At 60.9% G+C, this 26699-nt stretch carries 8 protein-coding genes and 1 pseudogene; 8 read left to right on the forward strand and 1 reads right to left on the reverse strand.

From position 1 onward, the window contains the following. Positions 1 to 99: 99 nt before the first annotated feature. Positions 100 to 249: pseudogene (locus CKA38_RS05265) on the forward strand (M12 family metallo-peptidase); the annotation flags it as partial. Between the two features lie 167 nt (positions 250 to 416). Then, positions 417 to 983: an RHS repeat domain-containing protein gene (locus CKA38_RS05275; RefSeq protein ID WP_161554741.1), complete on the forward strand. Its 567-nt coding sequence runs from the start codon at positions 417 to 419 to the stop codon at positions 981 to 983. A 221-nt stretch (positions 984 to 1204) separates the two neighbouring features. Here the strand turns inward: CKA38_RS05275 and CKA38_RS05280 are convergent, their stop codons facing one another. Continuing rightward, positions 1205 to 2491, reverse strand: coding sequence for a glycoside hydrolase family 28 protein (locus CKA38_RS05280; RefSeq protein WP_236919168.1), 1287 nt, complete (start codon positions 2489 to 2491; stop codon positions 1205 to 1207). Between the two features lie 166 nt (positions 2492 to 2657). On the opposite strand from CKA38_RS05280, the gene CKA38_RS05285 reads away from it, so the two are divergent. The 6 genes from CKA38_RS05285 (at position 2658) to CKA38_RS05310 (ending at position 26687) form a co-directional block, all read left to right on the forward strand. Beyond that, complete coding sequence (locus CKA38_RS05285; protein WP_161554743.1) at positions 2658 to 4046, forward strand: glycoside hydrolase family 88/105 protein; 1389 nt, start codon at positions 2658 to 2660, stop codon at positions 4044 to 4046. Positions 4047 to 4104: 58 nt separating this feature from the next. Next, complete coding sequence (locus CKA38_RS05290; RefSeq protein ID WP_108824557.1) at positions 4105 to 7050, forward strand: glycosyl hydrolase family 95 catalytic domain-containing protein; 2946 nt, start codon at positions 4105 to 4107, stop codon at positions 7048 to 7050. A gap of 81 nt (positions 7051 to 7131) precedes the next feature. Next, positions 7132 to 8796: a pectinesterase family protein gene (locus CKA38_RS05295; protein ID WP_161554744.1), complete on the forward strand. Its 1665-nt coding sequence runs from the start codon at positions 7132 to 7134 to the stop codon at positions 8794 to 8796. A 217-nt stretch (positions 8797 to 9013) separates the two neighbouring features. Continuing rightward, complete coding sequence (locus CKA38_RS05300) at positions 9014 to 12424, forward strand: TonB-dependent receptor (protein ID WP_108824559.1); 3411 nt, start codon at positions 9014 to 9016, stop codon at positions 12422 to 12424. Between the two features lie 68 nt (positions 12425 to 12492). Then, positions 12493 to 17664, forward strand: coding sequence for an immunoglobulin domain-containing protein (locus CKA38_RS05305; RefSeq protein ID WP_161554745.1), 5172 nt, complete (start codon positions 12493 to 12495; stop codon positions 17662 to 17664). Further along, entirely contained in the window at positions 17574 to 26687 is a 9114-nt protein-coding gene (locus tag CKA38_RS05310) for a pectinesterase family protein (RefSeq protein WP_161554746.1), read from the forward strand. Before CKA38_RS05305 ends, CKA38_RS05310 begins: the two co-directional genes overlap by 91 nt. Positions 26688 to 26699: the final 12 nt, after the last annotated feature.

A 26699-nucleotide genomic window follows, 5' to 3' on the forward strand; every position in this document is an offset into this window, starting at 1 on the left:
ATGCAACACCGTCATAATGGTTAACATCCTCGCCAAACGCCACCCTGAAACCATTGCAGCTCGCATGGTGGGGGAAAAGGTTATCCATTCAGGGCAGCCAGCGTGCACACAAACGCCAATTACAACACGCTCGCCCACGAGCTTGGCCACAACTTTGGCGGCCTCCACGACCGCAACACGGAAAACCTCCCGAACTCCGCTGAATACAACTACGGGTCCACCTGGCCGGCTCACCAAAGCCTGCGATAGCCGAGGTTTAGCGCCCACGGGCGCTCGTAGTCTTTTGCGCGACCGTATTCATAATCAAAATACAACTGACTGCCGCTGTTGATGCGATAACCGGCACCGGCCGCGGCATGTTGACCTCGATAGAAAACAAAGCAGGATCAACAGTGATCTCGAAATACGATTACACCATGAACAACCGCGGTCAGCGCACACAAGTCAGCCAGCGCGGATCAGCATTTAACGCATTCTCCGGCTACGACTGGCTCTATAATAGCAGGGGTGAGGTCGTTGCCGCCAACCATGCCTCGGACAAGGCTAAAAACCGCGCATTCAGCTACGATCCCATCGGTAACCGCCTCTGGTCAACCGAGGGCAACCCAGCAACCGCCACGCTGCCTGAATCTCCCGATCCCCTGGCCGCGACAATCGCCGAATACACTTCGAATAATCTTAATCAGTATGTATCTGTGCCATCTGTGGATAAGACTCCCTCATACGACGCCGACGGCAACATGACCGACACCGGCTCCGGCACCGCCTACGCATGGGATGCCGAGAACCGCCTTATCCGTGTCACCAAGGCCGACGGCACCGAAGTCCGCCATGTCTATGATGGAGAAAGCCGCCGCATCAAGCGCGAGGTCTATAAAAACGGCAGCCTGCAAACCGCCACCCGTTACCTCTACGACGGCTGGAACGTAATTGCTGAGCTGACGCAGAGCATGCGAGCGAATGGCTGGCAAGGTGCGCCCTAGGAAAACTGGCGCGCACGAGGCGAAGGATGCTCAGCGGGCGCAACATCGCCTCGATTTATGAAATATTCCCTCCGGCGGAGGCGCGCAAGCTGGCGTTAAAACGGTAGACCCACCACGCGCCAAAACACGAGAGCTGGCTTAAGATAGTCGCGTGTCTTCCGCGGCAATGCTTGGGATAAAAATTACCGCGCGGTTTGAGCGCTATTTACTCAAACAGGCCTCTACAACTTTAACATTTCCATGCAATTGGTAATGACTTCAACGCCCGCTTTGTGCGTGCGGAGGGAGGGTGGTTTTTCGCAAAGTATTTTAACATCATCGAACACGATTTTTTCCGCGTTAAAAACCAGCGCGCCTTTTTGAGCGACAAAACCAGCCTTGCGTATCGTGACGCCCGTAATCGGCAGTTCGGGCAGGCCCCATATTATTATTGAATTTTGCGAGTCGGACACGGTCAGGTTTTCAATGAGAATGTTTCTCCACCGCGGCTTGATTTCAGCCGGAGCGCCGGTGCCCGGGTCAAGCGAGGGATCCTTCGGCTCCTTGGGATAATAACTCGATATAAAGAGCGGATAACGGGCGCCAGTGACAGTAAGGTTGCGATAGGTGAGGTCCTCAACAAGGCCGCCCTTGTCACGATGGGCCTTCATGCGGATTGCCGCGGTCGTGCGCTCGAAGGAGCAATTTTCCACAAGCACGTTACGGATGCCTCCGCTTGTGTGGCTGCCGATCGACACGCCGTGACCCTCGCCAAATTTGCAGTCCCGGATTTCAAAATTTTCACACATGGGTTTTGCCCAGTCCTTCGCCGAGTGCGTCAGGATGACGATGTTATCGTCCCCCGTGCTGATATCGCAGTTGGTGATAAGATAGTTTTTTCCAGAAATGTTAATGCCGTCGGTGTTGGTGGAGTTTCCCGGCGCGCGCAGCGTGAGTCCGCGCATCGTCACGTCCTTGCACAGGCGCAGTGCGTAGTGTGTGTTTGGCGGGTCGATGGTCGTGATGTTTTCCAGCAACACGCGCTCGCATCGCTCGAACGTCACCAGTTGCGGCCGGCGCAACGCGAGTTTCTTCGCGCGTGCCAGCGGCCACCACGCCGCACCCTGTCCGTCAATGAAGCCTGCACCGGAGATTTTGATGTCGGTGCAATTTTTGGCGGAAATAAAACTGAGGCATCTTCCGTTTTCCGAGGGAAAATTTGCGTCGAGGGGAAGCATTCGCAGCGTTGCGCCCTTTTCAAGACGAAGTTCGACATGGCTCGCGAGCCGAATGGGGCCGCATAAAAAAACACCCTTGGGGACGACAACCCGCCCGCCCGTTTTTGCGACGGTGTCGATGGCTTTTTGAACCGCTCCGGCGTTGTCGGTCGCGCCGTCGGCGCGCGCGTCGAAGCTCATGATTGAAACCGTGTGTTCCGGGATAACGGGTTCCCCCGGGGCTGCCGCCGCCAGGGTGGTGTGGTTCGCAATGATGAGGCCCCAAAGAGGAAGCATAAGGCGGTATTTCATAAGCACCTCCCAAGGTGGCCGCCCGTGCGCGGGTGGCAAACTGTTCATGATGCGCATTGTCGCGTTTTGCCGGCAGTGCGACGATGCGCATTCCTTGGGGCTTAACACTTACGTCCTCTTGTCTCAGAGGTTTTGTAATCAGGTCTTCTCGCATTTAGCCTCCATCATGGGAAACACAACACCCCTTCGTCGTCATGCCGGCCATGCCGTTGTTTTCGCGGCACTATTTTCCCTTGGCGGGATAGTGGCCGCCCCGGTGTTGACCGCCGCGTCTGTCGCGCCCGAATATCCGATCCCGTATGTGGTGCCGGAAGCGTCGGAGGTCGAGGCGTCCGTCGCCCGCATACACGGTTATGTGGTCGCGCATTCGAGCTTCAGGGTGATTGATAAAAACACGGGGTTGGAAATCAAGGCGCCGGATTTTGAAAAGTTCGCACCTGACGCGGTGATCGACCCAAGCCTCGGGGCGTTCAACCGGTGGGATTATCCGATCGGCGTCATCCTGACATCCTTCGACCATCTCGCGACCGTGACGGGCAAAGACGCTTACCGCGAGCATGGCCGGCGTTTCTTCGAATATACGTTTACATGGATGCCCTGGTTTCGGGCGATGCAGGAGAAAACTGGAAAGAGAAACGATTACACGCGCATGGTGCGCATGGCGGCGCTGGACCATTGCGGCGCGATCACCGCCTCGCTCATTCGCGCCCACATGCGGCAGCCCGATCCTCGTTTTCGCGCGTGGATCAATGTGGTGGACGATTATATTTCGCACAAACAATTCCGGTTCGAGGACGGCACGCTGGCACGCCAGAGACCGCAGGCCCGCTCGCTCTGGACGGATGACATGTATATGGGGGTCTCCTTTCTTGTGCAAATGGGGCGGCTTACCGGCGATGCGAAATACTGGCACGATGCCGTGCGCCAGGTGGTGCAACTTTCCGCGCGCCTTTTTGACCGCAACCAGGAGCTCTATGACCACGGTTGGAGCGAAAACATGGCCGGTTATGATCCGCGTTTTTACTGGGGTCGCGCCAATGGCTGGGCGGTTCTTGCGATGGCGGAATTGCTCTCCGGGGTGCCGGAGGATTTTCCCGGACGCGCCAAGGTGCTCGATCTTTTTCAACGCACCTGCCGTCGCTTGGTGGAGTTACAGGACGGCGGCGGGCTTTGGCACAACTTGCTCGATCGCGGCGAAACCTATCTCGAAACGTCCGCCAGCGCCATGTTCACCTTTGCGCTCGCGCGGGGGGTGAACGAGGGCTGGCTGAGTCCGCTGTATGCGCCGACGGCGATCACGGGATGGAACGGCGTCGCCGCGCGCATACTTGAGGACGGGCGCGTTTCGGGCATCTGTGAAGGAACCACATATGCCCATGATTCAACTTACTATTTTTACCGCGGCGCGGGTTCCGACACGACGTTCATCGGCACGGTGGTTTACGCGGGCGCCGAGATTATCCAGTTGCTCAACAATCCAAGGGTTCAAATCACGCGCCCAAAACCAAACGCGGTGAACAGCGCGATGCAGGTTCGCGCAATGGCGGCGGATTAACGCGCGAAGCACCTGCCCGAAATTTTTTAAACCCTCCCGCTGATCTCATTTCCGGATTATGAAAAAAATATCAACCCTGCTCACGGCCAGCCTTGTTCTTGTTGCTTCTGCTTTCGCAACCACGACCCCCACCGGGGGATTTATATTTGGCGAAAACTCGCCGATTTACGAGGTGAACGCCGGCGACCTCGGCGTGGGCGACAACCTCACTTTCGAATTGTGGTTGAGGCCCGACGCGGACTGCCCCCCGGGCGCGGTGATCGTTGACCGGTTCGGACCGGGCGAGCGGCGCGGGGTGAGGCTAAAAAACGGGGATGGCGGCTCGCTGCACTTTGAAACATCGGCGCCCGCGCGAACACACTCCGTGACCGGATTGCCGGCGGACCGGTTCTCGCATGTCGTGGCGTCGTTTGATTCGCGCGGCAAAACCGTGCGGCTGTTTGTGGACGGAAAATGCGTTTCCGAGTTCACCGGCGATCCGCGCAAAAAAATCGACGGATTCAACAGCGACGCGCCCATTCGCCTTGGGGCGGACCTGGACGGGGCCAATCGCTTCTCCGGCGAGATCGCGTGGTTCGCCGTGTATAAACGCACGCTCGCATTCGACGAAGTCGCGCGCCTGTTCGCGGAGGGCGGGAACCGGACGGACAATGCGCCCGGCTGCGTCGGCGCGTGGAAACTCGCCCCCGGCGCGGCGCGTGCAATCAAACCTTTCTCCGGAAAAATCGCGCTCACCGTGCCTGTGGCGGTCAACCCCGTTTCGCGCGGCCCGGCGGGCGATTATGTGATGTGGTATGCGCGCCCGGCGCGCGAGTGGCTGGAGTCGCTCGCATTCGGAAACGGGCGGCTCGGCGGCACGGTTTACGGCGGCGTGGAGCGCGATCGCATCCAGCTCAACGACGACACGATCTGGCAGGGCGCGCCTTACGATCCGGCAAATCCCAGCGCGCCGGACGCGATCCAAAAGGCGCGCGGCCTGGTCTTCGACGGAAAGATCAAGGAGGCCGAGGACTTGATCACAAAGAACGCGCTCGCCATCCCGCCGCGCCAGGTTTCCTACCAGACGCTCGGCAGCGTGGTGCTCGACTTTCCCGACAGCGCCGCGCCTGCCGAAAATTATTGCCGCTCGCTCGATCTGGACACCGCGATCGCCACGACGACCTACGTGCGCGACGGCGTCACTTACACGCGCGAGGTTTTTTCGAGCGCGCCGGACCAGGTGGTCGTGATTCGCCTGACCGCCGACAAGCCCGGCCGCGTCAGATTCAAGGCAAGCTGGGCCACGCCGTTTCGCGACGCAAAAGTTTCCGCGCGGGAAAACCGCCTCACGCTTTCCGGCAAGGGCGGCGACCATTACGGCACGCCGGGAGCGATCCGCTTCATGTCGGTTGCGGACGTGCAAAACGAGGGCGGCTCCGTCGCGGCGCGCGGCGATTCGATCGAAGTCTCGAAAGCCGATGCGGTGACGATTCGCGTTTCGTGCGGCACAAACTTCATCAACCACGCAGACGTAAGCGGCGACCCGCGTGCGCGCGCCGGACGCGATATGGACGGCGCGCTTTCGCGCGACTACGCGGAGCTGCGCGCGCGTCATGTCGAGTCGCACCAGGCGCTGTTTCGCCGCGTCGCGCTCGATCTCGACGCAACCGCCGACTCCGCGCTGCCGACCGACGAGCGCGTGAAAAAATTCACCGGCGCGAACGATCCGGCGCTCGCCGCGCTCTATTTTCAATTTGGCCGCTACCTGCTCATCTCCAGTTCGCGCCCCGGCTCGCAGCCGGCGAATTTGCAGGGCATCTGGAACAACGCGCTCACCGCCGCGTGGGGCGGCAAATACACGGTCAACATTAACACCGAGATGAACTACTGGCCCGCCGAGACGACCAATCTCGGCGAGTGCGCCGAGCCGCTTTTTCAATTGATCCGCGACATTTCCACGACGGGCGCGCGCACCGCGAGTGTCATGTATCGCGCGCGCGGTTGGGTGTGCCACCACAACACCGACATCTGGCGCGCCACCGCTCCGGTCGATTCCGCCGCCACGGGACTCTGGCCTGTCGGCGGCGCGTGGTTGAGCACGCACCTGTGGGAGCACTACCTTTTCACGGGCGACAAAAAATTTCTCGCCGGCGCGTATCCGATCCTCAAGGGCGCGGCGGAGTTTTTTCTTGATACGCTCGTCGAGCACCCGAAATACAAATGGCTCGTCACCTGCCCGTCGCATTCGCCGGAGCACGGCGGCCTGGTCGCCGGGCCGACGATGGATCTGGGCATTGTGCGCGACGTGTTCAACCAGATGATCCTCGCCGGCGAGACGCTTGGTCTGGATGAGGATTTGCGCAAGGCCGCGAGGGACGCGCGCGACCGGCTCGCGCCCTACCAAATCGGCAAGCACGGCCAGTTGCAGGAATGGCTCGAGGACATCGACCGCGAGAAGGACAGCCACCGGCACTCGTCGCATCTTTATCCGCTTTTCCCGGGTGCGCAGATCACGCGCGACGGCGACCCGAAATTGTTCGCCGCCGCGAAAAAATCGCTCGAAGGTCGCGGCGGCCTCACGACCGGCTGGGGGCTCGCGTGGAAAATCAACCTCTGGGCTCGCGCGGGCGACGGCGACCGCGCGCACGACCTGCTCGTGCTGTTGCTCACGCCCCCGAAGGGCGGCTCACAGGGCGGAGGCGCGTTCCCGAATCTTTTCGACGCGCACCCGCCGTTCCAGATCGACGGCAATTTCGGCGGCACGTCGGGCATCGCGGAAATGCTGCTGCAATCGCACGCCGGCGTGATCGACCTTCTGCCCGCGCTTCCGTCCGCATGGCCCGATGGCTCCGTGCGCGGCCTGCGCGCACGCGGCGGTTTCGAGGTCGATATCGAATGGCGCGACGGAAAACTCAAGCGAGCCGCCGTGCGCTCGCTGCTCGGCAATCCGCTCCGCGTCCGATATTCGGATACGACGCGCGAAATCAACCCGGGGCCGGGGGAAGTCTTTGAGTGGAGGAATTGATCCCTCTTATGCGACGATGCGCATGACGACTGGCTTTTCTTTTTTCCCCGGCTGCATTGACTCTTTTTCGCAATGCCTCACATGCGCCCTGCCTTTTTGCTCCGTTCCCTTGTCATCGTCGCGGCGTCCCTCGCCTGCGCGGTTTTGTTTGCCGGCAAAGTCGCGAATAATCCAAAAATCCGGATCGTCCTTGTCGGCGATTCCACCGTCACCGACAACGCGGGCTGGGGCGCGGGTTTCGCGCAGTTTCTCACGGAGGACGCGGTGTGCGTCAATACGGCCCGGGGCGGACGCAGCTCGATGAGTTTCATCAAGGAGGGCCGCTGGGAAAACGCCCTCGCGCTCAAGGCCGATTATTACCTGGTCCAATTCGGGCACAACGACGAGCCCGGCAAGCCGGGGCGCTCGACCACGATGGAGGAATACCGCGCCTACATGAACCAATACGTTGACGAGGCGCGCGCCGCCGGCGCCACGCCCGTGCTCGTGACTTCACTCGTGCGCCGCCAGTTCGGCAAAAAGGATCCGCACAAAATCAACTCGTCCCTCAATGTGCGCGCGGAAGTCGTGCGCGACATCGCCCGCCAAAAAAACGTGCCGCTCGTCGAGCTCCACGACCTGAGCAAGGCGCTCTGCGAGAAACTCGGCAGGGAGGGGTGCCTCGTGTTTTCGCCGAAAAAGGAAAACGGCGCCTACGACGGCACGCATCTCAACGCCGAGGGTTACATCCCGTTCGGGCGAATCGTCGCAAACGAGCTCAAGCGAGTCGTGCCCGCGCTTGCGCCGTTCATCCGCGACGAGCCCAAAAACGCAAAACCGGTCGCCCGCGAATCGCGTTACGACGCCGTGGTCGCGTTTGACGGCTCGGGCACGCACACCACGATCCAGGCCGCGATCGCCGCGGCGCCATCCGGCGCAAGCAAACCGCATGTGATTCTGGTCAAGCCGGCCGTTTACCAGGGCCAGGTCATCATCCCGAGGGACAAACCGTTCATTCACCTGATCGGCGAGCCGGGGGAGACGAAGGCCACGGTGATCACCTACGGCCTGAATGTCTACGAGCCCAAGACCGATGAAAAAATCCCCCACAAGGGCACGGGTGTTGTTGTCCTCGCAGACGATTTTCGGGCGGAAAACATCACCTTCGAAAACACCGCCGGAGATCGCGGGCAGGCGCTTGCGCTGCGCGTCGATGGCGACCGCGCCGTTTTTGAAAACTGCCGCATGCTTGGCTGGCAGGACACGCTCATGGCCAACAAGGGGCGTCAGTATTACAAAAATTGTCATGTCGAGGGACGCGTCGATTTTATTTACGGCGGGGCGACGGCCGTCTTCGACGGATGCGTGATCCATAGCAAAAACGGCGGCTACGTCACCGCCGCCAGCACGCCGAGGGAGGCCCGTTTCGGATATGTTTTTCTGCGCTGCAAACTCACCGGCGACCCGGCGCCTTGGGATGCGGGCAAACCGCCGCCCAAAAAACCTCCGCAGGCATTTTTGGGCCGCCCGTGGCGTCCCCACGCACACGTCGCCTTCATTGAATGCGAGCTGGGCGGCCATATAAAACCCGAGGGCTGGAACAACTGGCGCAAGGAGGAAAACGAAAAAACGGCACGCTATTTTGAGTATAAAAACACAGGCCCCGGGGCCGATCCCGCCGCGCGCGCGGCATGGTCGCGACAACTGACCGACGGCGAGGCAAAATTATATACAGTCGAAAATATTTTCGGCGATTGGCGACCGTAGCGCAGACTGCCAAGTCTGCCTTCCGCGGGTTGTTTTTTTTCAGAGGGCAGACTTGGCAGTCTGCGCTACTCAGTCTCTTTATGCGACAATGCGCACATTGAAACCGTTGCGAATCGAAACTTTTTTTCATCCATTCTGCGCACTCCCTCAAAAGAAGTTCGCCAATTCCGCATCCCCGCCAACCCGCTTTTGCAATTTTTAACCCGAACCCGCACTCATGAAACAACTCCGTTTCGCTTTTGTCGCCCTGATTGTCTCCCTGAATTTACTCACGCCCGCAAGCGTCATGGCGCAGTCCGGAGCCACCGGTTCCGTGACCGGTCATGTCTCCAACGCCGCCACGCAAAAATACCTCGCCGGCGCGGAAGTCATCGACAGCGCCACCAGGCGCAGCGTTTACACAGATGGCGAGGGCGCATACAGCCTGGTTTTGCCCGAGGGCGACCGGGTGTTGATTGTGAATTACGGCGGACTCGACAGCCAAACCACCACGGTGACGGTGGTCGCCGGAGAAATTGCCACCAAGGATTTTGCGCTGACCAGCGCCGACTACGATGCGGATATCATTAAACTGGAAAAATTTGTGGTCTCGGGAGAGCGCGAAGGACGCATGGCCGCGGTCGCGCAGCAAAAGGCATCCGACCATATCGTCAGCGTGATCGCGACCGATGAGTTTTCCGGTGTGACAAGCGGCAACATCGGCGACTTCCTGCGCAATGTTTCGGGCATCAGCATCGGTTACTCGGGCGACGACCCGCGCGACATCAGCATGCGCGGCATGGACTCCGCCGCCACGGCCGTGACGCTGAACGGCCTGAGCATGGCGAACGCCGCCAGCGGCGGCACCACGCGCGCGTTTCAAACCGACCAGGTTTCGCTTCAGGACATTGAGTTTATAGAAGTGTTCAAGACGCCGACCGCCGCGCTGCCCGCCGATGCCGGCGGCGGCATGGTCAATATGAAAAGCAAAAGCGCCTTTATGCTCAAGCACCGGCGCATTAATTTTCAGGCCAGCGCAAACATAAATACAAACGAGAACGACTATCCGCGCGCCGCCACCTCCTATGGCGATGTATATAGCATCCGCCCCGCCGTGAATTTTGGCTACTCCAATTCTTTTTTAAGAAACCGCCTCGGAGTGTCTTTCTCCGCCAACATGAACGATGTCTATCGTCGCAATTACAATGTGTCCAACGATTACAGGGCCGCGTTTCAGACATCTCAGGCGATGGGGAATGACCACCCGGTTGGCAATGACGTTAATAACGGCATTTATTCGAACGGCATGAGCTACAGCACGGGCAATAGTTATATACGGCGCATGTCGGCGTCCCTGAATATAGACTATCGCCTGACCAGGAACTGGACAATCACCGCCCGGAGCCAGGTCAACTCGAGCCTCATCAAGGAAGGCACGCAGGGGCTGAATGTCAGGGCCGCCGGTTACGCCGGCATGGATGGCGCGCATGTGGGCGGGCCGGCAAGCGGTCTGGAGGCGGGATGGAATCCTTACAAAACGGTTTCGATAACGGGCGGGAATGATATTCGCGCGAATACCATAGAGGATGCGGCGGCCAGCAAGAGCACGTCGCATGCCTACACCGGCGTGGAGGCGTTGCACAAAAAGGGAAACACCACCACGTTTTCCCTGAGCACCGAATATAAACAACCCGGCGGATGGACAATCACGGCGGATGCCGGCGTGTCGCAATCGACCAACCGTTATGGCACGCCAAGCGACATGCTTGTGAACAGTTTCACCGCATATCTCAGGGGCATTGACTTCCAGTTGGACAACACGCCGGGCGGCAACTATCCGACGCTCACCCAGCTCAATGGCCTGGATATATATGACCTGTCTAACTATGTGAGCAAGATCAGCGAACGCGTGGACACGCACGGTTCATATGCCGTGGGGGGAACGGATCGCATCATTCCCGATGGAAACGGTGACATGGTCGTGATTCCGGGCGTGAGCATTCCGGGAAAAACATACCCAAAGGTGCGCATGCCCAACACGCAGAAGTATCCCATACAGGTGAGCAACGGCCGCTGGGACAACGGCAAGGACAAATTCACCACACTGAAAACCGACGCGAAGCGGCCGTTTTTTGCATTTGGAAAAATACCGATGTATGCGCAGCTCGGAGGCCTTTTCCGCGAGCAGAAGCGCACGACGGCCAGCAATGGAAAATCGCGCTGGTATTTCAACGGCACCACGGATGAGGCGGTGGATTTGCTGACCGCCATAAAGTCCAAGGACCTGACCGAGCATGTGGGGGATTATCCGCTGGTTCCCTATGTCAGCCTCCCGGCGCTCAATGACTATTTCAAGGCGCACCCCGAGAAATTCACCGAGGACGTGGTGTGGCGCACCGAGCAGGAAGTCGGCAGGGATAAATACGTGCGCGAGCGGGTTTATGCCGGATACGCGATGCTCAATATGAAATTCGGACGATTCACGGCGCTCCTCGGCGCGCGTTATGAAGGCGCCAACAATTACGGCCACGCGCCAATCTCGGACAACGACGCCACGGCGACGCGCGCCATGGAAATGATGATGGATTATGTGCGCGGTTATGGTTACGCCGACATCACGTCCGCCTATAATGACACGGGCGTCAATCCAATCACCGGCATCACGGGCCGCGACATGGTCAACAATTACGAGGTGACCCAGGCGCAGGCGCTGGAGCTCGCCTGCACCCGCTATACCATGGCCACGGTGGACAAGTCGTATGATGATATTTACCCGAATATACAGCTTAAATATGACCTGACCCCAAACATCACGCTGAGGGCCAGTTATAACAAATCCATCACCCGCCAGAAATTTGACCATCTTCTGCCCGGCTATACTCTCACAGTCAATAGCAGCAACGAATATGAGATAACGATGAACAACCCGGACCTTAAGCCGATTTATTATGATAATTATGATTTCGGCGTGGAGTTCTACACCAAGGGCGGAGGGATGCTGAGTCTCGGGTATTTCTACAAGGATGTCACAAATTACACGGCAAAAAGGACCGACGTTCTGTCGGCCGACGTGGATTACGGTTACGATTTCAGCGCCTATATTGACGGGTCCAGCAACATAACGCATTATGAGAATATCGGTGGCGCAAAACAGTGGGGCATCGAGGTGCAGCTCACACAGCGACTCAGCATCCTGAGCCGCTCGCTCAAGGATTTCACGTTTCGCGGCAGCTATACCTACCTCGACGGCAAGGCGACGAGCGCGTTCGGTTCCGAGACAAGCGCAGCGGATCGAAATTTACTGCCGACATGGATGCCGGTTGGAAAGCTCGTGCCGAAAATGTTCATGCTCAGCCTGAGCTATAATAAATACCCCCTCAACATTACCGTGAAATACAACTGGCGCTCCCGTTATTACAACGGCACGATTCGACAGCGCGGCTCGCAGCACACGCTTACCTACAATGACCCCTTGGGCCGGCTGGACGTGGATCTTTCGTATAAGCTGACAAGAAAATTTGAACTTTTCTTGAATGCCCAAAACGTGACGGGCAATCCGGAAAAAACGTATTATTACGACAAAAACTATATGCAAAGCTACCGGTTATACGGCGCGACCATATATTTTGGCATCAAGGGCAACCTCTGAACACGGCCCTGAATTCTACAATTTAATATCAATCAAAGCACAGCGAATCCATGGAGGCGCAACCACACATGAAAACCCCGACAAACAAAACATTCACAACCGGCATCCGTCTTTTTGCCGCGGCCATGCTTATCGCCGTCTCCGGACTGAATGCAGCCGATCCGGAGCCGTCGATTTTTGTCACCCTGACAAACGACGTGGGCACCACCATTGACAACAGTCCGGTCCCGGTCGGCCAGGCGGCCATTGGCAACGGCTGGGATTACAGCGCCGCCGCCCCGGTGTCGGGCACGATTTGGAACAAGATCGCCAAGCCGGCGACGACGCCAACGGCGGGCGGGCCTTACACGGAGACCGCCCCTTTTGTCATTAATACGCTCAATGATTTCCAAATGTATGATTCGGAAGGGAGCATTACTTCCGTCCGTCTCAAGGGCGTCGTTTTAGGCACTATTACAAGCGGACGATCCGATCCGCGTCTTTACAATGTTGGAGGTGCGACAGCCAAGGAACTCTTAAACGACACCTGGGGCATGTATACCGGCGACACTGAAGCGTATATGCTATTCACATTTACCGGGCTTGCCGCCAATACGGATTATATTTTATATCTATACAGCAATGTTGCGGATGCCAATCAAGGCGGCAAATGGATATTGCACCCGGATAATTTTCCGGCCGTGACAACATCCACGTTTTATTATCCCACGCTTCCAGAGCGCCAAACCAATTATGTGGATTTGTCGGGCCACACCGGGGTTGTCACCCTGTTCACAACTGGCACCGACGGGAAAAACAGGCTCACCCCCGATGCGACAATCAACACGGCGGCAGCGAGTGGTGACAATACGCTTTGGGGCACCCTGCACGCCAAATCGACCAGTGCCGGTAAAATCTCATTCCGCACGGCCACCAGCGCGCTTGGCGGACGCCGTTGGTATACGGGCTTTCAGCTGACGCCCTATCCGGAGCCGACAATTATAGAGCAGCCCGAATCGGAGGTCGTTGGTGTATTGGATGAAATTACGGAGATCACAGCCATCGTCCGGGATATGCCCTATATTAATGACATTGACCAAAATCCGCTCACTTGCGCGTGGCAGCTTTCGAAAGATGACGGGGCCACGTGGACGGACATTCCCAATCCCGATCCATCGGGCGCCTATGTCGTGAGCACCATCACCGAGTCGGGTGATGTCGGTTGCGTTCTTCAGATTGCCAGCACCAAGGATTCCGACGCCGGCATATACCGCCTGAGTGTCACCAACGTCGCCGGGAAGACCATTTATTCGAACAACGCCGCCTTGAGTGTGATCGACGAGCCCGCTCCCTTTAACTTTACGCAACAACCCTCGCCGCTGGTTGCCGTCGCGGGCAATAATGTCAGGCTGTCCGCCGCGGTCACGGGCACGCCGCCATTTCAATTTGTTTGGCAAAAAAGCGATACCGCCGATTTTACCACCTTCCAAAACGTTCAAACCAGCGTCCGCGGTCCGGCCACGGACAATGCGCTCGATTTTCCCTCCATTCAAAAAAGCGCCACGGGGCACTATCGCGTAATGGTGACCGATGTGCGCCGGCGCGCATCTTCCGCCATCCATAGTGATGTGGTTTATGTGTATGTTGAGTATGCGGCGCCGGTGATCACGCCGCCTGGCCCGCAGACCGTTGTTCCGGGGAACACGATCAGCCTGTATGGCGGCGCCACGACAGATCCGGGTGCGCCCATTCATGCCTATCAGTGGCAGGTTTCGCATGACGGCGGCGTCACGTGGACCAATATCACCGATGACGGCACGTATTTCGGGGCAAACACCAGCGTGCTGACCATTGCCAACGCCGGCGAGGCGCAGGCGGGGTTGTATCGTCTTGCCGCCGACAATTCGATCACGACGCCCCATGGTCCCGAGGGCGGAATTACCAATGGCGACGCCATTTCGCTACGCGTCGGCCCGGCGCTTGTGCCGCATCCCTCCTCAGTCGCCGCCGACAGGGCGGGCAATCTTTACGTGACCGATGACACCACGAACACGCTTTACCGCTTCACGCTTGCGAGCGGCACCGCGGTGCTTTTCGCGGGGCAATCCGGCGTCGCCGGCAGCGCCGACGGTTTTTATGACCAAGCCACATTTAACGGCCCCGGCGGCGCTGTCGCGGGCGCGGCCAACACGGTTTTTCTCGCCGACACGCTCAACCACACGATCCGCTACGCGCAGTCCAACGGCGACGTGCGAACCATCGCCGGCTCGCCCTCCTCCAGCGACAATGTCGACGCCACGGGCGCGGCGGCGGCGTTCACCGCGCCGGTGAGCGTTTCCTATGACGCGGCCGGCAATCTTTATGTCGCCGACAAGGTCGCGCACACCATCCGCCGCATCACGCCGGTTAATTACGACGTCACCACGCTTGCCGGCTCGGCTGGCAATCCGGGCGCCGACGATGGCGCGACCACCGACAACAGCTTGAACACCATTGCGCGCTTCACTTCGCCCGGCGCCGTCGCCGTGTCGCCCGTCAACCTGGGTTTTAGCGGCACCACCAAGACAATTACAATCGAGACACCGACAACAAACGCCACCACGCTTTACGTGGCCGACACGGGCAACAATACCATCCGAAAAATTGCGCTTGGCTGGTATCTCGACCGCGACCCGATTACCAATGTCCAGACGCGCACGCGCATTTCGAAAAGTGATGTCACCACAATTGCGGGCCTTTACGGCGTCAGTGGCGCGGACAACGGATCGGGGGCCGATGCGCGTTTTAATCAGCCGTCGGGAATTGCCGTGGATCGCCTTGGCGCGATTTATGTGGCCGACACGGGCAATCACGTCATTCGCAAAATTTCATTTGTCGCCAGCAACACGGTTTCGGTTTTGACGATTGCCGGCACTCCCGGTGTCGCCGGTTATCAGGACGGCCCCTCGGACGAACCTCACGGCGGCATCAATCTCTTCAACAGGCCGACCAGCGTGAGCGTTGACGACGATTTGAATGTCTATGTCGCAGACACCGGCAACGCCGCCGTGCGCATGATTTCGGGAGTTGACGGCAGCGTGAGCACGCTCGTCTTCGCGCAAGGCCCCACGCCGGAGCCGTCCGGCACAAGCGGCAGCGGCACGAACGGTAATACCGATCCCATCGACATGCCTCCCGCCGGACACGGCGATGGCGGCGGCGCTCCCTCGCTCTGGTATCTTCTCGGCCTCGCGCTGCTCGGCCTCGGACGTGTGCGCACTGGAAGCCTGCGCAAGCATTTTATGAAATTCACCTCGATCTTTTGCATAATTGGCGTCGCCGCCGCGCTCGCGTTCGCGCCTTCCGCACAGGCTGAGGACGCGCCCGCAGTGTTCCTGAAACTCACCCGCCAAAACGAGTCCGCCGGCGCCGCGCCCACTGCCGCCACCACCGAGGCTATTGCCGCGCCCGGCAGCGGTTGGGGCTACAGCGCCGCCGCGCCTTATCCGGGGACGACATGGAATTTCATCAAACGCCCCGCCGACGCTGACTCCAGAGACTTCACCACGGCCATCGGCGTTTACACGCTCAACACCGTGAACAACCTCGCGCTCACCGCTCCCGATGGCACCGCCTCCGGCGTGAGCGTCACCGCCAAGCTCGATGTCACGGAGGCGCAAGGCCAGCGCGCCGAACCCGGCTACGGCTCGGTTACTGCTGACACCGTGCTCGGCCCTGTGGCATTGATGAACAACAACGGCAATTGGCGCATTTATTACGGCAGCAATAATACGATTTGGGAATTCACCGGCCTGCCCGCCGACGCCCACTATCTCGCCTATTGCTACGCCGCCACGCACACCGCGGGGCAGGGTGCGCGCTTCATTCTTCCGGCTGATTACAATCCCGTGACGACTGGCTCGGTCTGGCTCGAAACCCATGGTGGCGACGGCACCAACGCCAATGTGTTCGCGCGCGTTGACGACATCATCTCTCCGCGTGATCCCGCGCCCCTTGCCGTGAGTTCGAACACTGCTCCGAACATCAATACCGTTTGGGGCTTTTTCCACGCCAAGGTTGACGCCGCCGGCAAACTCGTCCTGCAAACCGCCAAGAACGCGCAAAACGGCCAATACCCGACCGGCTTCCAACTCATCCCCTATCCGAAAGCCACAATCACCACCGATCTCCCGGCGACGACTGTCGCCACGCTCAATAACTCCGTGAGCTTCACCATCGTCGCCACCGGCTTTGACACGGATGACGTGCTCACCTACCAATGGCGCAAGGACGGCGTGGACATCCCCGGCGCGACCGGCGCGACCCACACCATCACCAGCGCGCAGACATCCGACGAGGGCGACTACGATGTCGTCGTCACCAACTACGGCGGCGACACCGCCAGCACCGCGACCGCGCTCACCGTGACGACATCGGCCATCGCGCCCAGCATCACCGTGCAGCCCCTTCCGCAAACCGCGCTGACCAACGGCAGCGTCAGCTTCACCGTCGCGGCCAACGGCACCAGCCCGCTCACCTACATCTGGCAAAAAAGTGTCACCGGTGCCGCGGGCGCATTCGTTGACATCGCGGGCGCACCCAACGCCGCCACGCTCACCCTTGCGGACATCACCACGGCCGATGCCGGCCACTATCGCGTGACAATCACCAACGGCACGGCGCCCGACGCCGTCAGCACCGCCGTGCCACTCGTCGTCGCCCCGGTTGTCACCACGCAACCCGTCGGACAAATCACCACCGTCGGCGCCGTCACCTCGCTCTCCGCCGTGTTCGACGTTGGCGCGGGCGCGCCCGAGGCCACGACCTACGCATGGACGTTCAACGACGCTGCGCTCGCCGACGGCAACGGCGTCACCGGCGCGGCCACCGACACGCTGCAATTCGCCGCTTTCGCCGCCACCAATTCCGGCTATTACGCGCTCACCGCGACCAACTCCGCGGGATCCAAGACGACCAGCACCGTTTACATCGGCACGGCCAGTTCGCAGGCCGTCACCTTCGCGCCCGCCGACCAATCGACCGGCATCAGCATCGACCAGCAACTGCGCATCGTCTTCCCCTCCGCCCCAAGATTGGTCGCGGCGGCAAACTCACCCTCCACGACGCCTCGGACAATTCCGTCGTCGCCACAATCGACGTCTCGCAATTCGAGACCTACACCGCATGGGACGTGGTTATCCCCACCGGCGCCAGGCGCACGGTGCAGGGCAAGGAATATTTTTATCAACCGATCGCGATCTTCGGCAACGAAGCCTGGATAACCCTCGGCCCCGGGCAGCGCCTCGCCTACGGCAAAACCTACTACGTCAACATCGAGTCCGCCGTCCTCCTCGATTCCGACGGCGCCAGCCTCCCCGCCATCACCGACGCGACCACATGGCGCTTCTCCACAAAAACCGCCGGCCCCGCGACCCCCACCGCCACCACCGGCCCGACCACCATCACCGTCGGTCACGACGGCGCCGGTGACTTCGCCACGCTCCAGGCCGCCTCCGATTGGATTCCGCAAAACAACACCCTCCCGCGCACCATCGTCATCAAACCCGGCACATACCGGGACAACACGACTTTTTCGCAAAACCGCAATTTCGTGACTGTTCACGGAGACGGCGCGCAGCGCGCCGACGTGGTCTTGTATTATGAATACCCCTACTACACCACCGACCGCGGCGCGGCCGTGCTCAACATTGAATGCAACGACATCAATGTCATCAACCTGACCATCGACAACCGCGTCTATTTCCCGCATCCCGCCACCAACGCGCCGGCATGGATTGGAACCGTCAACACCGTTTACACCAGCGGCTCCCGCGTCGTCTTCGACAACGTTCTCATGAAAGGCGGCCAGGACACGCTCTACACAGACAAGGGCATAGCCACCTTCCACAACAGCGAAATATGGGGCAGCGTTGACTTCATCTATGGCGGTGCGCTCGCGATTTTCGACCAGTGCGACATCGTCCAGATCCGCAGCACCGGCGGCCCCATTGGCGCGCCCAGCACGCCTCTCGCCCAGCCCCACGGCATCGTTTTCCTCAACTGCAATTTTCCAAAGGCGCTCATGAGCAACGGCTATCCGTATGATGTCGGCGCGGCCAACACCACGTTCATGCGTCCTTGGCGGCAGGACGGCCACACCGCCTCGATCAACGGCATGCTCAGCGACATCTTCACCGCCAAGGGCTGGGGCGAATGGGACGGACGCGAAGCCACCTGCCGCGCCGTCGAATTAGGTTCCACGCTCGCCGGCGGCGGTTCCGTCACCACCGAGCAACGCCACACCTCCGGCGCCTATTGGGTGAACACCATCGATCCCGATTACACCGGCGCGACCGATGAATACGTTGGCAATCCCAACCTCCTTCTCCCCGACGGCCCGGCCAACCGCACCGCCATCACCGTGACCGCTGCCGACTACACACTCGAAGCCATTTTAGGAAATTCCTACTACTCGCTCGCCGGCTGGCTGCCCACCGCGAAGCCGAAAATCCTCGCGCAACCCGTCGCCCAAAGTGTGGACGAAACCGACCCCGTGACGCTTAGCGTCTCCGCATGGAGCCCCCGCTTTCAAACCTACCAATGGTATAAGGATTCCGCCCCCATCTCCGGCGCGACCGGCGACACCTACGCCCTGACCTCCGCGACGGAACTCGACAGCGGCAGCTACTACGTCGTCGTCACCAGCAACCAAGGCTCCACCACCAGCGACACCGTCACGGTCACCGTGAACAGCAACACGCCGACCGGCATTCCCGTCATCGCCACGCAACCCGAGTCACAGACCTTCGTCATGGGCGACACCGTCACCTTCAGCGTTGCCGCGACCGGCGGCGGTCTCAGCTACCAATGGTACAAGGACGGCATTGCGATTCCCGGCGAAACCGGCGCCTCGCTCACACTCAACGGCGTGAACCTTTCCGACGCCGGCGAATACCATGTCGTCATTTCAAACACATTTGGCGACACCCCCAGCTCCACCATCACGCTCACCTACGACACCACCGCGCCCAAGCCCGCCGTCTTCGTGAAACTCCACCGCGACCAGGACAGCGCCGGCGCCGCGCCCGTCGCTGCCGAAAAACTCACCGTCGCCGTGCAAGGTTCCGGCTGGGATTACACCGCAGCCGCGCCCTATGCCGGCACGACCTGGAACAAGATCCGCCGGCCCCACGGCACCGACCTGATCAGCTCCGGCACCGCCGGCGGCACTTACCCGGGCGTCATCGGCACGGTCGCCACGCTCAACACCGCCGACAACATCAAGCTCTTCTCCCCCGACGGCACGGATTCGGGCGTCAAGTTCACAGCGCAAGTGCACATCAACGCGCTTGACGGAGTCCGCCAGGAACCCAACGCCGGCTACATCGGCGGCTACACCGAAACGCTCATGCCCGCCGCCGTTGTCAACGACCTCTGGCGCCTCATCATCGGCGACAACACCTTCACGTTCACCTTCAGCGACCTGCCCCCGAGCAGCCGCTACCTCGTTTACGTTTACGGCGCGCTCAACAACGGCAACGCCCGCTTCGACCTCGCCCCTGACAACGTCGCCGACACGAACGCCAAGTGGGTCGGCATCTACGCGACCAACAACAATGCGAGCACGCACGTCTTTGCCAAGGACCTCGAGGACAACATCGCGCCCGTCGCTCCCGCCCCGCCGGAGGACACCACCACGGATATCGACAAACCCTGGGGCGTTCTTCCCGCGCTCACCGACGCCGCGGGCCAACTCGTCATTTCCGCCACCAAGTTCAACGGCAGCACCTACGTCGCCGGCTTCCAGCTCATTCCCTATCCAGTGGCAACCATCACCACTCAACCCGCCGCCACGGAGCTCGTCGATCTCGACGACAACATCACGCTGACAGTCGTTGCCGCCGGCTTCGATTCAAGCGACACGCTCTCCTATCAATGGCGCAAGGATGGCGCGGACATCGACACGCTCGCCAATGCCACCGCCGCCACTGCATCGCTCACCATCACCGGCGCGCAATCCGCCGACGCCGGCAGCTACGATGTCGTCATCACCAACCTCGGCGGCGCCGTCACCAGCACCGCCTGCGCGCTCGCCGTGAACGACGGCAGCGCCACCGAGATCCCCGCGATCACCGCGCAACCCGTCTCGCTCGTCACCGATGCGGGTGACGCTGTCACACTCTCGGTCGACGCGACAGGCGGCGGCCTGAGCTACCAATGGTATAAGGACGGCGTGCTCATCCCCGGCGCGACCGGAGCCACGCTCGACATTGCCAACCCGCAAGCCTCCGACACCGGCAGCTACCATGTCGTCATCACCAATTCCTTTGGCGACACAACCAGCACGACGGTCACGTTGACCGTCGAAAGCACTGCCGCCGCGCCTGCCGTGTTTATTAAATTGCACAGGGACCAAGCCTCGTCGGCTGGCGTCCAGTCCGCCGCCGAGATGCTCACCGTCGCCGTGCAAGGCTCCGGTTGGGACTACAGCGGAGCCGCGCCTTATGCCGGCACGACATGGAACAAGATTCGCAGGCCGAACAGCGCCGACATGATCAACTCCGGCACCGCCGGCGGCACCTATCCCGGAGTCATCGGCGCGGTGGAGACTCTCAACACTGCCAACAACATCTCGCTCTACGCTCCCGATGGCACGGCCTCCGCCGTCACGCTCACGACCAAAATTACCATCAACGCCCTCAATGCTGACCGCCAGGAGCCCAACGCCGGTTACATCGGCGGCTACACCGAAACGCTCATGCCCGCCGCCGTCGTCAATGATCTCTGGCGCCTCATCGTCGGTGACAACACCTTTACGTTTACCTTTAACAACCTGCCCGCCGGTGGCCGTTATCTTGCCTACGTTTACGGTGCGCTCAACAACGGCAACGCCCGCTTTGACCTCGCCCCCGCCAATGTCGCCAGCACGAATGCCAGGTGGGTCGGGATCTACGCGACCAACAGCAATGCGAGCACGCACGTCTTCGCCAAGGACATCGAAAACAACGTCGCGCCTGTCGCGCCCGCTCCGCCCGAAGATTCCACCACGACCATCGACAAACCTTGGGGCGTTCTTCCCGCGATCATCGACGCCGGTGGCCAGCTCGTCATCTCCGCCACGAAATTCAACGGCAGCACCTACGTCGCCGGCTTCCAACTCATCCCCTATCCGAAGGCGACCATAATCACGCAACCCGCCACGACCGAGGTCGCCGTTGCTGGAAACACCGCCACGCTGACCGTCGTCGCCGCCGGTTTTGATTCGAACGACACCGTCACCTACCAGTGGCGCAAGGACGGCGCGCCCATCAACACCGCCGACAACGCCACCGCCAACACCGCCTCGCTCGTCATCACCGACGCGCAGGATGCCGATGCCGGCAGCTACGATGTCGTCGTCACCAACTACGGCGGCAGCACCACCAGCACCGCCTGCGCGCTCAGCATAAGCGGCAGCAGCGCGGAGTCCGCGCCCGCCATCACGGCGCAACCCGTTTCCCAAATCACCGACGCGGGCGATTCCGTGACGCTCTCCGTTGACGCCACCGGCGGCGCTCTCGCCTATCAATGGTATAAGGACGGCGTCGCCATTCCCGGCGCAAACGGCGCGACACTCACGATTGACAACCCGCAATCCTCCGACGCGGGCAGCTACCACGTCGTCATCACGAACAACCTCGGCGAGGCCACCAGCGATTCCGTCACGCTCACTGTCGAAGGCGCAACCGCCGCGCCTGCGTTGTTTGTGAAACTCACCCGCCAGTCAGCCGCGGCCTCCGCCGCTCCCACCGCCGCCGCCACGTTCACCCTCGCCGCTCCCGGCAGCGGTTGGAACTACAGCGCCGCCGCGCCGTATCCCGGCACGACATGGAACACCATTCAGCGCCCGGCCGACGCCGACTCCACAAATCTCTCCACGGTTATTGGCACCTATGTCCTCAACACCGGCAGCAACATTGCCCTCACTGCGGCAGACGGCACGGCGTCGGGCGTAAGCCTGACCGCTTCGCTGGACGTCACATCAGCCAGCAACGCCCGCGCGGAACCGGGTTACAGCTCGCCCACTGTGGACAGTGTGCTCGGCCCCGAGGCATTGATGAACGGCAACGGCATCTGGCGCATCTATTACGGCTCGAACAATACGATTTGGGAGTTCGCCGGCCTGCCCGCCGGCACGCACTACCTCGCGTATGGTTACGGTTCCACCAACAGCGCCGGGCAAGGCGCCCGCTTCCTGCTCGCCACAAGTAACACCACGGCCGGTGCCGCGACATGGTTTGAAACCGCCGGCGCCGCTTCCGCCAGCGTCTTTGTTGACACGGACAGTGTCATCTCCCCCCGTGCTCCAGTAATGCCGGAGGTATTGTCCAGCGCCGCCTCCAACACGGAAACCACATGGGGCGTCCTGCATGGAAAAGTTGACGCCGCCGGGAAGTTCACCGTGCAGACGACAAAAAATGCGAACAACGGCCAATACATCGCCGGCTTCCAGCTCATCCCTTATCCGAAAACCGTGATCGACGTTGACGCGCCCTCGACTCTCTCCGTTCCCGCCGGAGGCACCGCCACGATTCCCGTCACCGCGCTCGGCTTTGACGCGAACGACAGCGTCACCTACCAGTGGCGCAAGGACGGTGTGGCCATCAACACCGCCGACAACGCCACCGCCAACACCGCCACACTCGTCATCGCCGACGCGCAACTTGCCGACGAAGCCGACTACGACCTCGTCATCACCAACTACGGCGGCAGCATCATCAGCGGCGTTTGCGAACTCACCGTGCTCCCCGGTGTCGGCGCGCCCACCATCTACACGCAACCCGTCTCCCAAACCGCGGTCACCAACGCCACCGCCAACTTCAGCGCGGCGGTCGGCGGTCTCGCGCCGCTCACCTACGTCTGGCAAAAGAGCAGCACCGGCGTCGATGCTGACTTTGTTGACATACCCGGCGCAACCAACTCAGCGCTTGTCCTCGCCGGAGTTACCACTGCCGACGCCGGATACTACCGGATCAAGATCACCAACGACGAAGGCAGCGCCACCAGCGACACCGTCACGCTCATCATCGCCCCTGTCATCACCACGCAGCCGGAAACTGCCGTCGTCACCATCGGCTCGCCGGCCTCGGTGAGTGTCGTCGCCGACACCGGCATTGCCGCCGCGCCTTTCGCGCCGACTTATCAGTGGCGGCTCGACGGCGTCGATATCCCCGGCGCCACAAGCGCGACTTACAGCATTGCCTCCTTCAACAGCGCTACCGACGAAGGCTCCTACACCGTGGTCGTCACCAACGCCGCAGGCTCCGTCACCAGCGACGCTGCTGTGCTCTGCGATCCCGTGCTGCCGGTCTTCACCACGCAGCCCGCCGCCGCGCAAACCGTCGTCACCGGCATGAACGTCACCTTTGTCTCATCGGCGACCGGCATCCCCGCACCCGCATACCAGTGGAACTACAACGGCGCGCCGATCACCAGCGCGACGAATGCCACCTACACAATCACCGGCGCGGCGCTTGCCGACACCGGCACCTACACCGTCGTCGCCACCAACATGGCCGGCTCCACGCCCAGCGATCCGTCCATTCTCACCGTGCGCGATGCCGCTGGTCCCGCCGCTGTCAGTGACGGTTTTGGCAGCGAAGCCACCGGCGGCGCGGGCGGCGCGGTTTACGTTGTCACCAACGCAACCGACCTTCTTGCGAAGGCCGCCCTTGACGAGCCCGCCATCATTACTGTCTCCGGCACGATAAGCCTGCTCGGTGTCTCCAACAAACGCGCCCCGGTGAAATCCAACAAAACCATCCAGGGCGCAGACGCCAACGCGACCATCATCGGTGAAATCCAAATTTCCTATGTTGATAATGTCATCGTGCGCGGCCTCACCATTACCAACCCCGGCGAGACCATCGACACCGATCCGGGCTCCCCGACCTACGGAAAGTACATCGACAGCGGCGACGGCATCAACGTTTGGGGATCAACCAATGTGTTCATCACGCATTGCACGCTCTTCAACTGTGGCGATGGCTGCATAGACATCACCCGCGCCGAAGTGGACAACGTCACTGTTTCCTGGTGCAAGTTCTACTATACAGACGCTCTGGCCCACCGGTTCACCATGATTCTCGGCAACATCGAGACCGACAACCCCGATTACATCGGCCCCGTCCACACCACGCTGCACCATAACTGGTGGGCCGAATTCTGCCACGAACGCATGCCCGCCTCCACGGGCGGACGGGTGCACATGTATGACAATTATTTCAGTTGCGCGGGAAACTTCTACGCCAGCAACGCGCGCAACAACACGCAGCTCTTCGTCGAGCACAGCTATTACGGCACCGGTGTAAACAGCCCCGTCGGCAAGAGCGCCGGCACCTCCGCGCTCATCCGCACCATCGACAACATCTACAACGGCACCACCGGCACGATTGACCCCGGTACCGACACCGTCTTCACGCCGCCGTATTCCTACCATCTCAATGCCGCGGGCGATCTTCCCGTGCTCATCCCGCAATACGGAGGCAACACCGACGGCGCGTTTTCGATCACGCCGGCGGTTGCCGCGCCGCTGAGTGTTGTTGCCTCGTCAACGATACCGTTCCACGGCGACACCGTTACACTCGTTCCCTCGCTCGGCGGCGCGGGCACCGCTTATCAATGGCGCCTGAATAATTTTGATATTCCGGGCGCGACCTCCGAAACACTCACGCTTGCCAACATACAATCCGCGCAACTCGGCGCCTACACAGTTGTCGTGACAACCGCGGCGGACAAACACACCGTCAGCGCTCCCGTCACGATCACCTTTGGCGACGCGCCGAGTTTCTCCGGGTTAAACGGTGGAGCGATTACCGCCATCTCCGGCAAAGCCGTGACCCTGAATCCCTCGGTTAATGGCGCGGGCCTCGTTTATCAATGGCAGCGCTTTGTTGATGGCGGCTGGATCGATCTCGCCGACAACGCCACCTACTCGGGCGCGAACACCGGATCGCTGACCATCGGAAACATTGGCGATGCGCAGGCCGGGGATTACCGACTCGTCGTTTCCAACCCGAGTGGAAGCGCCACCGGCAACCCCTACACCGTGAGCGTCGCGCCGGTGCTCTTCCCTTACCCGACAGGCGTGGCCGTCGATTCCTACGGCGATCTCTACATAGCCGATTCCGCATTGAACGTCGTCCGCAAGGTCGCCGCGAGCGGAAGCACCGCCGTGCTTTACGCCGGCATACCCAACACTGCCGGATACAAGGACGGTGCGTTCGGCGTCTCGATGTTCAACGCGCCCGCCGCGCTTGCCATCGACGCCTCGGGCAATCTCTACGTGGCCGACACGGGCAACGCCGTTGTTCGCCGCGTCAACCGCGACGGCTCGCTCGAAACCCTCGCCGGTGATCCTTCGGGCCGCGGCAATCGCGACGGCATCGGCACCGCGGTCTTGTTCAGCTCGCCCAACGGCCTCTCGTTTGATCGCACCACCGGCGTCACCTACTTGGCCGACACGAACAACCACACCATTCGCCGGCTCACGCCGATCAATCCCTCCAGCGGGGTTTATGTCGGCAACACCGTTGCCACCATAGGCGGCATCCCCGGCTCGAGTGGCGACAACGACGCCTGGCTGGTGGACTCTGGAACCGCGATGATCCTGTCCGGCACCGGACGATACAACCACCCCGCTGCCGTGGCCTTCTCCGGCTCGTTCCTCTACATCGCCGACGCGGGCAACAACACCATCCGCAAGCTCACGGTTGCTTCCGGCACAAACTTCGGCGTCGTGCAAACGATCGCCGGCACGCCCGGCGTGAACGGCTCCGACGACGGTCCGGGACTCACCGCCCTGTTCGATCAACCGAAATCCATTGTTGTCGATGCCTCGGGCGCAAACATCTACGTGGCGGACACGGGCAACCACACCATCCGCAAAGTCACGCCCGCCGGTGATGTCATCACCCTCGCCGGACTCGCCACCGTGAGCGGCCAATCCGACGGTGAAGGCATGAACGCCCTCTTCAACCAGCCCACCGCGCTTGCCCTCGATTCCTCCGGACGCACGCTCTACGTCGCCGACACCGGCAACGCCGCCGTGCGCAAGATCGCCATCAGCGGCACCTCGGCGACCGTGACCACGCTCGCCGTGACACTCGTGAGCGACACCATGCCGCCGAGCGGCACCACTCCGCCTTTCAATCCATCCAGCGACGGCAAGGGTGATGGCGGTGGTGGCGCGCCCTCGCATTGGTTCTTCGGCGCGCTCGTTGCGCTGGCGCTTCTGCGCCTCGTGCGACGTGGCAGAAAGGCATAATCTGCAAATGCG

Source organism: Ereboglobus luteus (assembly GCF_003096195.1).
Taxonomy (GTDB): Bacteria; Verrucomicrobiota; Verrucomicrobiia; order Opitutales; family Opitutaceae; genus Ereboglobus; species Ereboglobus luteus.

What these genes read in the sequence shown, in the direction of transcription:
- CKA38_RS05295 (WP_161554744.1), top strand. Translation starts at nt 7,132, where the DNA reads ATGCGCCCTGCCTTTTTGCTCCGTTCCCTTGTCATCGTCGCGGCGTCC.
- CKA38_RS05285 (WP_161554743.1), top strand. Translation starts at nt 2,658, where the DNA reads ATGGGAAACACAACACCCCTTCGTCGTCATGCCGGCCATGCCGTTGTT.
- CKA38_RS05300 (WP_108824559.1), top strand. Translation starts at nt 9,014, where the DNA reads ATGAAACAACTCCGTTTCGCTTTTGTCGCCCTGATTGTCTCCCTGAAT.
- CKA38_RS05305 (WP_161554745.1), top strand. Translation starts at nt 12,493, where the DNA reads ATGAAAACCCCGACAAACAAAACATTCACAACCGGCATCCGTCTTTTT.
- CKA38_RS05290 (WP_108824557.1), top strand. Translation starts at nt 4,105, where the DNA reads ATGAAAAAAATATCAACCCTGCTCACGGCCAGCCTTGTTCTTGTTGCT.
- CKA38_RS05280 (WP_236919168.1), bottom strand. Translation starts at nt 2,491, where the DNA reads ATGAAATACCGCCTTATGCTTCCTCTTTGGGGCCTCATCATTGCGAAC.
- CKA38_RS05275 (WP_161554741.1), top strand. Translation starts at nt 417, where the DNA reads ATGAACAACCGCGGTCAGCGCACACAAGTCAGCCAGCGCGGATCAGCA.